This window comes from Gordonia amicalis (assembly GCF_022059885.1).
GTDB lineage: Bacteria > Actinomycetota > Actinomycetes > Mycobacteriales > Mycobacteriaceae > Gordonia > Gordonia amicalis.
The window spans coordinates 4,691,958-4,707,712 of sequence record NZ_CP091855.1; the positions used below are offsets into that span (position 1 = coordinate 4,691,958).

At 66.9% G+C, this 15,755-nt stretch carries 12 protein-coding genes; 3 read left to right on the top strand and 9 right to left on the bottom strand.

Going from position 1 to position 15,755, the window contains the following annotated elements:
* Positions 1-19: 19 nt before the first annotated feature.
* Positions 20-1,417: an AIM24 family protein gene (locus IHQ52_RS21710; RefSeq protein WP_096274504.1), complete on the top strand. Its 1,398-nt coding sequence runs from the start codon at positions 20-22 to the stop codon at positions 1,415-1,417.
* A gap of 15 nt (positions 1,418-1,432) precedes the next feature.
* Here the strand turns inward: IHQ52_RS21710 and IHQ52_RS21715 are convergent, their stop codons facing one another.
* Genes IHQ52_RS21715 through IHQ52_RS21735 form a run of 5 tightly spaced genes read right to left on the bottom strand, consistent with a single transcriptional unit; the run spans position 1,433 to position 9,205 of the window.
* Positions 1,433-1,924 (bottom strand): hypothetical protein, encoded by a 492-nt coding sequence (locus IHQ52_RS21715; RefSeq protein ID WP_096274506.1) that lies wholly within the window; start codon positions 1,922-1,924, stop codon positions 1,433-1,435.
* Complete coding sequence (locus IHQ52_RS21720; protein ID WP_096274508.1) at positions 1,921-2,778, bottom strand: ParA family protein; 858 nt, start codon at positions 2,776-2,778, stop codon at positions 1,921-1,923. The genes IHQ52_RS21715 and IHQ52_RS21720 overlap by 4 nt, the downstream gene beginning before the upstream one ends.
* Before the next feature lie 24 nt (positions 2,779-2,802).
* The gene (locus IHQ52_RS21725; RefSeq protein WP_096274511.1) at positions 2,803-5,733 is read right to left on the bottom strand and encodes a Z1 domain-containing protein; all 2,931 of its coding nucleotides are present in this window, start codon (positions 5,731-5,733) and stop codon (positions 2,803-2,805) included.
* Complete coding sequence (locus IHQ52_RS21730) at positions 5,730-7,175, bottom strand: ATP-binding protein (protein ID WP_096275000.1); 1,446 nt, start codon at positions 7,173-7,175, stop codon at positions 5,730-5,732. The genes IHQ52_RS21725 and IHQ52_RS21730 overlap by 4 nt, the downstream gene beginning before the upstream one ends.
* Positions 7,172-9,205, bottom strand: coding sequence for a hypothetical protein (locus IHQ52_RS21735; protein WP_096275001.1), 2,034 nt, complete (start codon positions 9,203-9,205; stop codon positions 7,172-7,174). Before IHQ52_RS21735 ends, IHQ52_RS21730 begins: the two co-directional genes overlap by 4 nt.
* A gap of 205 nt (positions 9,206-9,410) precedes the next feature.
* On the opposite strand from IHQ52_RS21735, the gene IHQ52_RS21740 reads away from it, so the two are divergent.
* Positions 9,411-9,866, top strand: a complete 456-nt coding sequence (locus tag IHQ52_RS21740) for an SRPBCC family protein (protein WP_096274513.1) — start codon at positions 9,411-9,413, stop codon at positions 9,864-9,866.
* A 378-nt stretch (positions 9,867-10,244) separates the two neighbouring features.
* Complete coding sequence (locus tag IHQ52_RS21745; protein WP_096275002.1) at positions 10,245-13,586, top strand: hypothetical protein; 3,342 nt, start codon at positions 10,245-10,247, stop codon at positions 13,584-13,586.
* A 320-nt stretch (positions 13,587-13,906) separates the two neighbouring features.
* Here the strand turns inward: IHQ52_RS21745 and IHQ52_RS21750 are convergent, their stop codons facing one another.
* Genes IHQ52_RS21750 through rplN form a run of 4 tightly spaced genes read right to left on the bottom strand, consistent with a single transcriptional unit; the run spans position 13,907 to position 15,361 of the window.
* Complete coding sequence (locus IHQ52_RS21750; protein WP_005197641.1) at positions 13,907-14,092, bottom strand: type Z 30S ribosomal protein S14; 186 nt, start codon at positions 14,090-14,092, stop codon at positions 13,907-13,909.
* Position 14,093: 1 nt separating this feature from the next.
* On the bottom strand, positions 14,094-14,672 hold the full coding sequence (gene rplE / locus IHQ52_RS21755; RefSeq protein WP_096274515.1) for a 50S ribosomal protein L5: 579 nt from the start codon (positions 14,670-14,672) through the stop codon (positions 14,094-14,096).
* 1 nt (position 14,673) lies between these two features.
* Complete coding sequence (rplX, locus tag IHQ52_RS21760; RefSeq protein ID WP_005197643.1) at positions 14,674-14,991, bottom strand: 50S ribosomal protein L24; 318 nt, start codon at positions 14,989-14,991, stop codon at positions 14,674-14,676.
* A gap of 1 nt (position 14,992) precedes the next feature.
* The gene (gene rplN, locus IHQ52_RS21765; RefSeq protein WP_006434640.1) at positions 14,993-15,361 is read right to left on the bottom strand and encodes a 50S ribosomal protein L14; all 369 of its coding nucleotides are present in this window, start codon (positions 15,359-15,361) and stop codon (positions 14,993-14,995) included.
* Positions 15,362-15,755: the final 394 nt, after the last annotated feature.

Sequence of the window (15,755 nt, forward strand, 5' to 3'; positions counted from 1 at the left end):
GCGCGTCCGACTTGGCACAATGGACGACGTGCTCACCCTGTCCGCCGGAGAGAACCGCCCGTTGCCGTCGTCGGCTGTGACGGTCTCGGTGCGTTCGGCATCGCCGGTCAACACCTCGGCGATCCTGCTCACCGATGCCGGTCGCGTCCGCTCCGACGCCGACCTGATCTTCTACAACCAGCCGGCCGGTCCGGGCGTCGGCTACCGGTCCGCCGGGGCGGTCGACATCGTCACCGTCGACACCGCCGCGCTACCCCGCGACATCACGACCGTCGTCGTGGCCGCGAGCCTGGACGGCAGCGGGCCGTCCACCTTCGCGACCGCCGGTGCGCTGACCGCGACGCTGAGCGGCGGCGGCGAGGAACTCACGTTCGCGCCCACGGGCCTCACCAGCGAGGCCGCCGTCGTCTGCCTGGAGATCTACCGCCGCAACGACACCTGGAAGGTCCGCGCCGTCGGTCAGGGCTACGACGCCGGGCTCGCGGGTCTCGTCTCGGCGTTCGGCATCGAGGTCGAGGACGACCCGGCACCACCACCCGAGCCCGGCCGGCCACCGCGGGTGACCGATCCCCAGCCGTGGCCGCCCGCCTCGCAACCACAGTCACCACCCGCGGCCGCGCCGTCACCCGTCACTCCGCCCCCGGCTCCGGCCACCACCCAACCCACGGGAGTCCCCATGCACAGCGATCTGTTCGCCCCGTCCCACGCCGAGGTCAGCGGCCAGGGAATCCAGAAGCAGGGCAGCAAGATGTGCCGTATCGGTCTCTCGGGTGAGGTGATGGCCCGCACCGGGTCGATGGTCGCCTACCAGGGTGACCTCAACTTCGAGGCCCTCGGCTCCGGCGGGCTGGGCCGGATGATGCGCCAGGCCATGACCGGCGAGGGTGTCCCGCTGATGAAGGTCACCGGACGCGGCGACCTGTTCCTCGCCAACGCCGCGTCGGACGTCCATCTCATCGACCTCGACGGCACCGACGGCCTGACCATCAACGGCGCGAACGTCCTGGCGTTCGACTCGACCCTGCGCTACGACATCCAGCGCGTCCAGGGGGCGGGCGCGATGAGCAACGCGGGCCTGTACAACTGCGTGTTCACCGGTCGCGGACGCATCGCCATCACCACCGACGGCACCCCGGTGGTGCTCAACGTCGACGCCGCGACCTACGCCGACCCACAGGCCGCGGTCGCCTGGTCGTCGAGTCTCCGTACCTCGGTGAAGTCCAACGACTCGTTCAACCTCGGCACCCTGATGGGACGCAGCACCGGCGAACGTTTCACCCTCGCCTTCTCCGGCCAGGGCTTCGTCGTCGTGCAGCCGTCGGAGCTGCCGCCGGGCGGCTTCATCGGCGGCACGGGCGGCGGCGGGGCCGCGGGCTCCGGCGCCGGCGGGATGCTGGGCGGCATCCTCGGGCGCTGAGCCCGGCGGCGGCTCCTACCGGAAGACGCTCCCCTTGTTCTCCGACGCCTCGACCCGTTCGACGATCCAGGCAACCAGCACCTCGGCCTTCCGCTTGCGGCCGGTTTCCTTACGGGTGTCGAGTTCCTGTTCGGCGATGATGTCCCGGAGCTGCTCGATGGTCAGCTCGCCAAGCCGCGCCGCCAGGTCCTGCCCGCCGCTCTCGCGGTAGACGACGAACGGGTCGAACGCACCCGGTTGACGCGTCACCCGCTTCTTCGGCGCCGCGGCACGCTTCCGCGGCGCCGGCACCGGTGCTGCGCCGAGCACACCATCGGCCGGACGCAATGCGTCGACGACTCCGGTCAGCGCGGCGGCGAAGCGGGAGGACCGCTCGGCTTCCGCGATGATCACCGTGGTCAGTCCGGCGATGAGCTGTGCGGCTTGCGGATTCTTGGCGTCCAGCTGCGCGAGCGCCCCGCCGACGGCCTGGTACTCCATTCGACGGCGGGTGTCGTCGGAACTCATCGGATCTTCTCCTGCGCCTCGGTCATCACGTCCATGGCCAGCCCACGGAACTGATCGAACTGTCCTTGATTGCCGTACTTGACCCGGAGCGTCCCGTAGGGCGTGAACTCAGCAGCTGCCGCAACGGAATTCGCCTCATTGATGTAGCTGGGCAGCACATGCTGGATGGTGGGATCACGACGCAGACGCAGGGCCGTCGACCGGTGCACGGCCGAGTTCGCCTTGTACTTGGTGATCACCACGCCGAGTTCGACGATCGTCCGGCCGATCTCGTCACCGATCTTGCGCACGCGGGTCTGGATCTGGGGAATACCGTACGTGGACAACACATCCGGGATCGTCGGGATGATGTAGGCATCCGCGGCGGCCAGACCGTTCAGCGTGACGGGTCCGATGTTCGGCGGGCAGTCGATCAGCACGTAGTCGTAGAAGTCGACCACCGGTGCGATTGCTTCACGCAGGAACTGGGTTCCGTTGCCTCGAGCGCGCCCCTCCACCCGCAGCGCACTCAGTTCCTCCTGGACCTCGATGAGATCCAGGGACGACGCCAGCAGGTCGACGGTATTCACCTTCTTCACCGGGGAGACACCCCGTTCGATCGCGTCGTTCAGCCGGAAGTACTGGGTACCGTTGATCGCGTCGGAGAACAACGTGGCCAGCGTGCGGCCATTCGTGTTCAGCTCGAACCATCGCTCCTCGCTGATCATCATGGTGGTCAGATTGATCTGCGAGTCGAGATCGATGAGCAAGACCCGCTGCCCGAACTCCGCCGCCATGAACTCGGCCAGCCCGGCGGTCACGGTCGTCTTGCCGACACCGCCTTTCAGGCTGATCGTCGCGATCACCTTCGCCATCGAGAATTCCTACCTTCCATACGGTCATGCATCGACGATTGCCCCCGCCCCTTCCTTGCGTACCGTGAACCCGACCTTCGGGGAGGGATCAGCAAGATACGGAAGCGCATACGAGAACAGGGTCGCCACGTCACGCGGATCGGCCCTGCCTCGCCTGTGCGACTTGAAGTGGCGACTCCCCTTGGGCGGATCGCTGGCGAACAGGAGGATCATCGCTCCGCGGGTGGGCGACCGGAGCGCGTCGGCCAACCGGCCGCCGACGAGCTTGCTCGGGTTGCCCGCGATGTGTTCGATCGCGTCGCGTTCGCGCACCGCGGTTCCGGTGAAACCCGTGCGATAGTCAGCCTCTTCGCGTTTGCGGTTGACGAGCGGAAGTTCCGTCGGGTAGTCGCCGATCGTCGCAGGCTTCTTCGTCTTGGGGATCGGCAGCAGGATCGCCATGTCCTCCAGCGCCCCGCGTTTCATCGCCGATTCGAAGGCCCGACGATGCGGTTCGAAGTCCCAGTTGGCATCCCACACGAACCGGGTGATCGTCTCCAGAACGACCTCGGCGTCGACAATCCCGTACCGCGCATGGAACATCCGTGACGTGGAATCCTTGTCGATGAACGAGAACTCGCCCGACTCGTCAAGGGCATCGAGCAGTGGCCGCACCGCCGCGAAATGGGTGGCGTTGTACGAGCCGTCGCCGCGGGGTGCCTGCATGGTGAAGCTGAAACTCTGGCCGCCGACGCTGCGATAGCTCAGTTCGGCGTTGTACATCTTGTTGGTCGCGGTCGGCCGCAGCCACGGCAACCGCTGGAACACCATCGGTGGTACATCGCGCGGGGTGATCATCGGCTCACCGGCCTCATTCACGCCTTTGAACCGACGGAGTTCGTCGCGGAACTCCTCCTCGTCGGCGACGACGGCCTCGAACGCCTCGTACATGTCCACGATCCGGCCGCCCGGTCCCGGCACCTCCCGGCCGATGAACAGCCGCACCAGATCTCGGTAGCCGGGGCGGAAGCCGAACCAGCGTCCCATCTGCATCAGCGTGTCGGCCTGCGCGGTTCGCCGGGTGTAGTAGGTCGTCGTGAGCCCCTCCACCGTGAACCCGCGGCTCAGCTTGGTTCCGCCGACCAAGATCTTCCACACGGGATGCTCCTGGAAGTCCAGCGGCTCCTGGATGTAGTCCTTGTCGGCCGCTCCGTTCACCACGATGACCGGGCTGACGCCCGAACCGATCCGGTCACACGCCGCGCCGATGAACACCTCGAGCTCACCGAATGACGCCGGACTTGCCGTCGACGGGTCGGCTCGCACCGCGGACACCCGACGGAAGTCGTCGTCCCACAGGTTCTCCAGCCGCGCCAATCCGTGCGGCTGGCTGTACCCGGCTCTCTTCCACACCATTTCGAAGTCGTCGGCCAGCGCCTTGTGCTCGGCCTGCTTCACCGACTCGTGGACCAGCATGGTGTGGTGGTGGAAATCCCCTGGTACACCTCGACTTTGCCGGTACAGTTTGATCGCGCCGGCCAGGACGAACGAGTCCAGCGCACGCCGCATCTCGGCGGTGCGATCCTCATCGCTCTGCGCACGTAGATCCCGGACGAACGCCTTCTCGTTGGAATTCGCGGGCGTTTTCTCGACCCCGTCGTCGAGTTGATCGGCGTCGTGGAAATCGGCTCCGCCCATGTACTTCTCGGGCCGGTCGAGACTCACGATGAAGTCGTTCGGGAAGATGTTCACCGAGTCGTCGGGATCGACGAAGACATTCGCGAACGGCGTTGCCGTGTATCCGATGTACTGGCTGCGTTTGAGGGTGTCGAGTAGACGCGAGATCTGCTCGTTGATGGCGGTCCGTTCGATCCGGCCGGCGGCGAAGTTCTTCGGATTCTGGGTGTTCACCGACGCCTGGTCGGCCTCGTCGTCGATGATGAGGGTCGGGATCTGTTCCAGAGGCGTCGGGATTCTCCCGACGTCGGCGACGAGTTTGCGCAGCACGGCAGCGTTCTTCTTGACCACCGCCACCCGGACGTTGCTCGAGTACAGGTTGACCGGATCGAAGAGCGGCCGTGAATGATCAGCGAATTCGTAGTGCAGGGTGCCGATCCCCTTGGCCAGAGCCTGGTAATCGTCGACGCGGCCGGTCAACCTGCGGATCGCCGGGGCTTCGTTGGAGTGGTTCGGGTCCAGCACATGATCGAGGAACCGACCGGCATGCCAGTCTTCGTCATTTTCGTACTCGGCGTCGTCGATGTTCTGCATGCCGATGAGTTCCATGTCGAGTCGGCGCTGAGTCTGACTGCGCAACAACTCGATCGTGCCGGTCAGCACGATGACCAGCCGGTAGCCGGCGTCGATCGCCTTTGCGATCACCCCGGTGAAATTCGCGGTCTTCCCGCTCTGGACGTGACCCACCACAAGTCCTTTGGACTGGTAGGGCTCGTCACGGGTCGGATCGGCGAGACGCTGGACGACGGCGGTGGTCGCGACGTCGAGACCGGTGATGACCTCGGGTTCCCAGCCCTTAACGGCGAGCACGCGTCGATAGGCCGACCAGTAGAAGTTCTGTGCCACACGACGTTCGGGCACATACCAGGGTTCCCATGGCTGCGGGGCGGCGATCACAGTGGGGCCGACCGCGATCGGGAACGCGGCGGTGAGCGCTTCGAAAGCGACTTCGGGAATGCCCAGGAGTGTGTAGATCAGCGTCCGACGCCCGTCGGTCTGCGGTGCGGTTGCCGCAGTCCACTCCGCGGCTCCTTCCGCGTCCCAGCGTGTGAGCGACGATCGGACGGCCGACCGCACCGCCGAAGCCCGGTCGTCGACGATGATGTCGATCAGGGCTTCCATCGTGACCGGACCTCCGCCGGCGTCCAGGACACGTCCGGCCACGGCACCGAGGAAGCGAGCCGGAGCGAGATCGGTCTTGAACTCGCGCACCAGAGCGTCGATCACCACGTCGATCACTCGTCACCCCCATCCTCTGCAGCCAGTGCAGCGATCAGCACCCGTTGCCAGGCGTCGATCTGCTCGACCTGCCTGGCACTGTGCCGCACCGCGTCGAACATGTCCTGTGCCAGCAGGAACACCAAGGTCCGCAATACCGGGAGGTCAGCGCCGTTCGAACGTCGGCGGCCGCCCAGCTTCCTGCGGAGACGCGCATTCAGCCACAGTGCACGGGATTCGAGATCGATTTCGAAGAAGCGATCCTGCGGCAGTACCCGCCATCCGATCTGGACGGGTTCTGCGGTCTCCACGAAGGTGAAGGTGTCCGCGAACTCGTCTGCCACCTCATCGGGCAGCCCGGTCCCCGGTTCGACCACGGTGATCGGACGACGCTGAACCCGCCGCGCGGCGACGGCGGTCGCCGCCGCGTCGTCGAGGTAGTTGCCCAATGCGTCGTGAAGCGCCGTGGCGAGTGTGGCGTCGAGCGTCACCCCGGCCTTCTCCGGATTGATCGTGATGTGTTCGGCCAGAAGGGGGTCGATGTCTATCGCAACCCGCGCCAGCGCCCACTCGGGTCGTGGACGCAACACGCCCAGCCATCCACCGGCCTGTAACAGTCGGCCATTGCGATACACGAAGAACCCCTGGGAATCCCGGCCGGGTCGCCCATCGAGTTTGTAGTCGGGCGAGGTACTGCGTGCGGGCCAGATGTGTGCGGTCACCACGTCGCTGCCGAGAACGGACACGGACTTCGGATAGCCCGTGCCGCCACTGGTGCGATAACCGAACGGGTCGACCGGCCGCACCGACCTTGGTACACCGGCCCGCCCGGCCAACTCGTCGGCGACATCGACGGTGATGGTGAGGCCGTCGGCGATCAGACGGTGGAACACCAGGCCTAGCCACGCCTGCAGATCGGCGACCGTGACCTCCAGCCAGGCACCCTGTTCCTCGGTGGCGACGCCGTTGGGAAAGGTCCGAATCCCGCGCCATTCGACGATGGTTCCCGACCGGAACGGGAACCGCGGTGCGGCCGTGTCGATCACCCTGGCCGCGTCGGCATCGTCGACGACATCGAGCCGGGGCGCATCGTGGCGAGCCTCGACGGTGAGCCGCCGGCCGACCGGATCACCCTGTACGGCATGCGAATACACCGTGACCTGGTCCGCCTGGCTGAGGGATGCGGCTTTCAGACCGACTCCGAAGTGGCCTTGTTCGTCCCCGCGGTAGGCACGCTGGGTGCCGTACCGCATGGCGGCGTCGATGGTGACCGGATCCATGCCGAGTCCGTCGTCGACGATCCGCAGTCCGCTGACCCGTTGTCCGGACTGCAGGAACCGCACCAGCACATGCTGCGCCCCGGCATCCACGCTGTTGTCGATCAGATCGGCCACTGCCGTGAGCAGGGTGTGGTGCAGCCCGAGCGCGCGGATGGTCGGGGTTTCCGCCGATTCTGCGGTCATCGAACGGCCACCGTCCACGCAGACTCCAGCAGAGTGGCGACCGCGTCGTCCCGTGCCTGGTAGCGACTGAGGATTCGGCGGGGTTTGGCGGAGGCCTCCATCCCGATCGCGCTCGCGAGCAACGGAACCGCCTCGTTGTCGGACACGGTGTCCGGCTGCGCGACACCGACGAGTGCCAGCGCACCCCGGACGGGGTCTTCGAGCGTCGCGACGCAGGGAACAACCCCGAATCCACCGGTGGCCGAGTAAGTGAGGAACACGTAGTCCGTGGGCGCGACCTGTTCCTCCACCAGAAACCGCCGGATGGTCCCGCACGTCGGGTTGATTCCGGTCCACCGGATCATCTGTGGACCGAGCGGACTTCGCAGCTCACGCGTCTCACCCCTGTTGCAGCCGAATGCCTGTGCCACGCCAACCGGAATCGTGAAGCCCGATCCGCGCAGGTGCTCGGTGGTGACCCGCATCCGGAAGCACCAGGTGTCGCCGATTCGGTAGAGGCGTCGCGTGGGACGGACGGAGTCCATGCCGGCGACTCCGTCGACAGCACCGGGTTCACCTGCGACGTCGAGGAGGGCGGGCCGCCTGGGCACGGACCCCACGCCGCCGGCAGCGATTTCCCGTCCGGCCAGACGCCACAGCCCGGAAGCGGTGGTCTCGAACCGTTCGTCGTCGGAGAGCCGGCGGGCGACGTACTGTTCGGAACGATCGGTGTCGACCAGGTCGACCAGTGTGCGGATGTCGACGGGTCCGCCGACCACCTCCAGGACTGCTGCGGCATGGTCGACGAGGCGTCGGGTGGACAGCAGCACATGGTCGTCGAGGACCGGGATCCCGCAGTACTCCAACCACTGTCGTGTCTCGTCGGGCGTCAGCTGCAGCGTTTCGGCGGCATCGTCGACAGGGACGACCCCGTTGCCGGATTCGAACTGCTCGAGCATGACGATCGTGCGCCCGGTGGCCGAACGGAGGTCCGGTGCGATCGCCCACGGCCCGGTGACCTCGAATCCGTCGTCGAGCCGATCGAGCGCCAGCCACAACGGCACGCCCAGTGACGGGACCTCGGTCCGGAGCACGGGCTGCATCTCGAGCAGCCTGATCAACGGGGTCACCGGCCGGATCTGCCCTCGCATGCTCGCCAACAGACCGCCGGCCGTGGTCTCGTACTCACAGGCCGAGGCCAGGTCCTGCCTGAGCTTCGCCACGATCCCCGAAGCACGACTCTTGCTCACGTGCAGCCGTACGCTCAGCTCGCCGATCGTGATCGGGTCGGTGGCCATCACGAAGGCGGTGAGGGCAAGGGTCTCGCGCTCGTCGAGTTGCTCGATCAGGTTCTCGAGTTCGTCGACCGGATTCGACTCAACCGTGCGCGCGAAGTCCCGCCCGGTGATCGCCGAGATACGCGCAGCGACCTCCTGCACCTGCTCGGGCGTCTCGTCCTCGATGTCGATGCGGATCAGGGGTGCGTCCTGCGCACCGCGGAGCCCACGCCATCGCGCCAGTACCCGCAGGTCGTCGACGAGTTGGGTGACGACGGGATCGACGGTGTTCTCGTCCTCGGGCAGACCGTCCTCGGGGTCGACCAGGATCGAGGCACCCAGGACGCCGGTGGCGACGTCCTGCACGGTCTCTGGACTCGTGCCCCTGAGGTCGAACAACGACCCGACGGTCGTCGACAACAAGCCCTCCACCCGGTCCCGGTCGGTGAGTCTCCGCACGACGGTCTCGGCTCGCGGACCCAGACGCAGTGCGACGAGGCTCGCCGACGGGTCGATCCCCGGCGCGAGTTCGCCGAAGGTCGCGGTTCGGTGCCGACGGACGGCCAGACGTGCCAGGCCGGCGACCAGTTCGTCGAGTGAGGTGTCCGCCGCGGTCTCGCGCGGGGAATCGGCGATCCACCAGTCAGGGACGTTCGGCACGAGGGCTTCGAGGTGCGCAGCGTCCGATGACTCGTAGGTGTCGAGCCACGGAAACAGGTCGACCCAGGTGGTTCCGCGCAACGCGGCCGCGCCGATCTCCGAAAACGCGAACATCACCTTCGAGCTCCAACATTCCGCCACCACACACTGCGGTGATGATCCCGTCGTCGGAGCATATCCAATGCCCGCGATCACGCACGACGAGCGGGTGTGGAGCTGTCCCGATTCCCACCATCCTCGCTGCGGTATCCGTCGCGAAAATGCGCGCCATATCCCAACTTTCGCTACGGATTCCGGGGTCACGGGTAACGTCGCGCCCATGCCCGTTGCCTCCGCCTCCGTCGTGATCAAGCAGTCGGTCGAGACCGTCTGGGAGTATTGCCTGGTCCCCGAGCACGTCGCGGCACTCACTCCGGGTGTCGTCGGCATCGTGCCGGTGTCGGACGGGCCCATCCGTGTCGGCACCACGTGGAAGGGCCAGATGAAAGCGCTGGGGCGCACGGTCGGCTGGGTCGGCGAGTTCATCCGCGTCGACCCCGCTGAGGCGACCGAGTTCACCTCCACGGAGTCGCCCGTCGGGTTCACCATCTCCGCCACCTTCGATGACGCGCTGGACGGAGTCCGACTCACCTACCGTGTCCACAACGATGGTGTCGGCGGCGGAGCCATCGGCCGGGTCGCCGACGCGCTCGCCATCCGTGCTTTTCAGCGCTCGTTGTCGGCCAGCGCCCGAGAGCTGCCGCGCCTCGTCGACAACTGGGCGGCAAGACGCTGATCTCTGTCGCGAGACCATCCGGACGACACGATTCGGGTGTCGTCCGCTCGGACGGTTTTCGTGTCGCACGCCGGAGCGATCGGAGGTCGCATCAACGGTCACGTCGCCGGTCGTCGAACTGAGCCGTGGCCCCGCCGAGCACCGGAAGCACTGCACCACAGCACAACCCGGATGGCCCCCGTTCGGGGGACGCCGCGAGCCCGGCGGCGGGTCCATCACACGCGGGACTCCGACCAGGTGAATCGTTCGCGGAACTGTTCGTGACCGCCGCCGCGAACGACTACCGTCAGAGACGTCGGCTGGGTCCGCGGTGGTGATCTGTTCACCCATCGTCGTTCACAGCGATATGTGCTGCTTCGTATCGAAGGTCTCCCGAAGATGACCATGACCACTGCGCGACCCCGCCGCGTCCGGGTGCTCGCGGTCGCAGCTGCCGTGGGTCTGGCGCTCTGCTTCGGCGGGCAGGCACCCGCGACGGCCGAACCGAGCGACTCCGGCGGCGGCTCGCACAGCGTGGACGCCCCTGGTTCCGGAGGGGACTCGAGCAGCGGTGGCGAGTCGGGCAGTGGTGACTCGGCCGGCAGCGCCTCCGGCGGTAGCGGCGCGGGGGGCGGTGGAGACTCCACCGGCAGCGGTTCGGGCGGCACCAGATCCGGCGGCGACTCCAGCAGCGGCGACTCCGGCGGTGGCTCCGCCGACAGCACACCCGACCCCGGGTCGAGCACGGATTCCGATGCCGGCGATTCCCCAGCGGAACCCTCGAGCTCCCTCTCGGAGAACGACGTCGTCCCGGTGGACCCCACCCCACCATCCGAGACCGAGGGGTCCAGCGCGGGCGAGCCCAGCGCGCCACCTGCCGTCGAGGTGACCGAGCCCGACCCGGAACCCTCCTCCGACCCCGCCCCGAACACCGCAGTCGCGGACGTCGACGTCGACATCCACCGAAATCCGGTGCCGGACCAACCCGACGACGCCGACCGCGACGGCGCCGACGGCACTCCGCCGCCCGGAGCCGAACGCCGGCCCGGGGACTCTCCGCTTGCCGCACGATCGGCCGGGGCCACCGGATCACAGTTCGATCGTCGCGTGTCGCCCTCCGGCGACCCGCCTCCGTGGGCCCCCATGCTCAAGACCTCCACCCCGCCGGTCGCCGTGGCCCCGCAGCCGTACAAGACCGGCGCCTTCGGGCTCCTGACGTTCCTGGGGATCCACATCCTCGGAGGAGGAAGCACCGGCGCAGTCAGCCCGGCACCGTGGACCCTCCTGTGGTGGATACGGCGTTTCGGCACCCCCGGCCCGGTCGCCACCGCCGAATCTCCCCTCACCCCCTACACAACCGGCCTGGTGACAACCGATCCCGACCAGTTCCTCGGCTCGGCCGAGGGGTCGGGAACGAACAGTCCCGTCCCACAGTCCGCGCTCGTCGGCGGTCTCGTCTTCGGTTCCGCGCTCCTCACCAGAAAGCGCATGGCGGCCGCGGTGACGGTCACGGCGAACGACCCTGCGTCGACGATCCCGGTACCACGCCACACTCATGCAAAGACGGTGGCAGCACCCGCTCCCTCCGGCGTCCTGCACGGTTCCTTGCGGTTCACCGATCCGGACGGAAACCCGATCCCGACGACGCTGCACGGCGTGACACGGACGAGCGACCAGACCTTCCTCACCGCGAGCGGCAGCGTGCTCGCCTACGACGCGTCGACCGGCACGTACACCTACACGCCCGGCCTGCCGGCCCGCGTTGCAGCAGCCGCACCGGATGCCCCGGAATCCGCTCGCTTCGACTCCGTGGTGATCACGGCGGCCGACGGCCGGGGCGGTACGACACCGATCACCGTCGCCCTGCCGATCACGAGTCCGTACACCCTCGGGCAGGTGACGGTACCCGGCTGCCAGATCGACGACGTGGTCATCGGCCACGACGACGCCGCGTTCGTGACCACCCGACGCGGCGACGGTTGCACCCAGGTCTCCGTGGTCCGGCCGAAGACCATGACGGTGGCAACGGTCCCCATCGCGGGGTCGCCGGTGGAGCCGAACCGTGGCGTCGTCCTCGGCCCCGACGGCCGCGCCCATCAGCTCACAGAACTCGCGGAGATCGCCGACGAGACCCTCAGAACATCGGTGCGCGTCACTCGAGTGGATCCGTCCGGCGCCGCGTCGACCACCCGACCGATCCTCGGCCAACCCGCAGATCACCTACTGTTCGACGGCGCCGGCGTGGGCTACCTGCTGACCACGTGGTCCGACGACGACGGCCGGGCCTACACTTACCTGACCGCCCTGGACCACGACGGCACCGCCTTTACGTTCCCGCGTATCCCCGGCGCCGGCAGCCGCCTCTTCCTGTCCTCGTCGGGAAAGGTGTTCGTCTCGACGTCGGATGCCGATGGAACCAGTCTCTACGAGGCCGGCCTTGCTGGACTCTCGCCCATCGGGCCGGTGTTCGACGGCGAGGGCGGCGACATCTGGGCGCGGCGCGGGGACACGCTGTACTTCGTGCGCCATCACGGCGATCACGTCGGCCGGCCGGTCGCCACCCTCGCGATCCGCGACCTCGGGGGTTCGATGACCACCGTCTGGGAGATCCCCGGGCTCGTGTCCTCCGTGGTGCCGACCGATGCCGCCGTGTATGTGGTCTCACGGTCTCCCGAATCGGTTCATGTCACCGCAGTCCGTTCCGAGGGTCAGATCTCGACGGTCGATCTCGCCGGCACCGACGACGGCGGCGCCGTTGCCGGACCCGGCGACCACCTCTTCCTCGCGCTGACGGACCCCTCAACCGGGATGAGCACCGTCGTCGGGATCTCACCGGACGGCGTCGCGAAGATGGTCGCATCGGGAATCGGGCAGGCGTCCGTCCGGGCAGGCGAGTCCGGCGCAGTCTTGCTGACGGCGACGACCACCACGCCGGCGGGCGAGGACACCACGACGGTCACCCTCATCCGCGGTGACGGCATCGTGGACGACGGGTACGTCGTCCACGGGACCCCGGTCTCGGTCCACTTCGACCGGACCGGCGCCGCGCATATCCCGATGCTCGCCACCGACCCGGTCAGCGGGGCCCCGCTCATCTCCCTCGCGGTGATACGTCCGGACGCCACGACCGTGGTGTCCCCACCGGTCTTCGGGGAGCCGGCCGGCACCCCGGCGATCGCCCACGACGGCCGGACATATCTGCCGCTGACCCGCTTCTGTCCCCAAACCCGGCGACCGACAACGACTCTGGTCGTTTTCCACACCGACGGTTCGGTCGTCGAGGCCGGGGAGTTCCACGGCCATTCGACGCACGGCCCGGTCATCTCACCCGATGGCGACGTCATCCTTCTCACGCACGACGCCGGTACCACGACGATCCGTCCGATCAGGACGACCGCCCACAACAGTCACAGCGTCGAGAACCCGGCCCCCGCCTTGGTTTTCGAACTCAGACCTACCATCTCGGCCATCAACCCGAAAACGGGCGCCGTGTCGGGTTCGGTGGCCGAGACGACCGGCCAGACCTGCGCTCTCCGTTATCTGACCACCGACTCCCAGGTGATACTCGATTCCGGCAGCGGCACATTCGTTTTCACGCCTACCTCAGCGCAGCGCCACTGGACCACGGGGTCGGCCTCACACGATTTCGCCGTTCTGGTCTCCGATGCGTCGGGGTCATCCACGGTGATCTCGGTGAGCGTCCCGATCATGCCTGCGACCACCCTCGATCCACTCGATTAGACTGCGCGGCAACGACTTCGACGCACCGAAACGGATGAGCACACATCCACAAGACGCACTCGAATCTGGAGGAGACCTCCGACGGCGTCCGTATGACCAATCACGTCGAGTCCAACGGTTTCGGCGGTGTCTTCGGCAAGATGGCCGACCCGATCGTCATGCGCATCTAGCAGCGCCCACTCACCGCATCGATCGAGAGCGTCCCTGATCTCATCGAGGAGTGGCTGGCCCGGAAAGGTTGACCACAGGCACGAAACGGCCCCGATCTCCGCCAGACGGAGATCGGGGCCGTTCGTCAAAGCGTCAGCCTCGGGGAAAAGTCACCAGCTGGACTTCTGCACGCCCGGGAGCTCGCCCGCGTGCGCCATCTCGCGCAGGCAGATTCGGCACAGGCCGAACTTGCGGAACACCGAGTGCGGACGGCCGCACTTGTTGCACCGGGTGTAGCCCCGCACGGCGAACTTGGGCTTCTTGTTGGCCTTGTTGACCAGAGCCTTCTTTGCCATGTCAGTTGTCCTTAACGTTGTTGTCCTTGAACGGGAAGCCCAGGGCACGAAGCAGTGCGCGGCCTTCCTCGTCCGTGCGGGCAGACGTCACGACGGTGATGTCCATACCCCGCGGGCGGTCGATGTTGTCGATGTTGATCTCGTGGAACATCGACTGCTCGTTCAGACCGAACGTGTAGTTGCCGTTGCCGTCGAACTGCTGGTCCGACAGACCGCGGAAGTCGCGGATACGCGGGAGGGCGATGGACACGAGGCGGTCCAGGAACTCCCACATGCGGTCGCCGCGCAGGGTCGCGCGGGCACCGATCGGCATGCCCTCACGCAGCTTGAACTGCGCGATGGACTTGCGAGCGCGGCGGATCTCCGGACGCTGACCGGTGATCTTGGCCAGGTCCTCGACAGCGCCGTTGATCAGCTTCGCGTCACGGGCGGCGTCGCCGACGCCCATGTTCACGACGACCTTCACGACGCCGGGGATCAGCATCACGTTGGAGTATTCGAACTCTTTGTTCAGCGCATCCTTGATCTCCTCGCGGTAGCGAGTCTTCAAGCGCGGCTGGATCTTCTCAGTAGTGGTCATCTCAGATGTCCTTCCCGCTCTTGCGCGAGATCCGGACCTTCTTGCCGGTCTCTTCGTCGACGCGGTAGCCGACGCGGGTCGGGTTGCCGTCGGAATCGACGACCATCACGTTCGAGACGTGGATCGAGGCTTCCTGGGTCACGATGCCGCCGGAGGAGGCACCGCGCTCGTTGGCCGATGCGGCGGTGTGCTTCTTGATTCGGTTGACGCCCTCGACGAGGACACGCTGGGTCTTCGGGAAGGCCTGGATGACCTTGCCCTTGGCTCCCTTGTCCTTGCCCGAGATGACGATCACGGTGTCACCCTTGTGCACCTTCATGTCAGATCACCTCCGGTGCCAGCGACACGATCTTCATGAACTTCTTCTCTCGCAGCTCGCGGCCGACCGGGCCGAAGATGCGGGTACCGCGGGGGTCGCTCTCACCCTTGAGGATGACGGCGGCATTCTCGTCGAAGCGGATGTAGCTGCCATCCGCACGACGGCGCTCCTTGGTGGTGCGCACGATGACGGCCTTGACGACCTCACCCTTCTTGATGTTGCCGCCGGGGATGGCGTCCTTGACAGTGGCGACGATCACGTCACCAATGCCGGCGTAGCGCCGCGAGGAACCGCCGAGCACGCGGATGCACAAGATTTCCTTGGCACCGGTGTTGTCGGCGACCCGCAGGCGAGATTCCTGCTGAATCACTCGTTAGTCTCCTTGACCTGGCTTCTTATGTACGGCGGATTTCCGACCCGACGCACACGGTCCGCTGCCACCGAACACACGCCTGCCTGGGGTTTTCCACCAGGCTGTGACACCTGGACGGATCGCCCAGTGGGTTCGTGAGCCGATTCGCGACACAGCAGTGCCGCAGGCAACCCCACAAGTGTAGGGGAACGCCCTGGTCGAGGCCAAATCCGCGGTCCGGCGACTCTGACCGGGGCGCCGGAAGAATCGCCGATGATGCTTCTGAACGGTTTCAGGTATCCCGCTCGGGGGAAAGTTTTTCGGAGACAGACCCATCTGGTGCCCCTCGCCACACGAAGCACCCGTGGGACAAGACCTATCAGCTGGTGAGCCTGTTCCGGATCAAGCAATG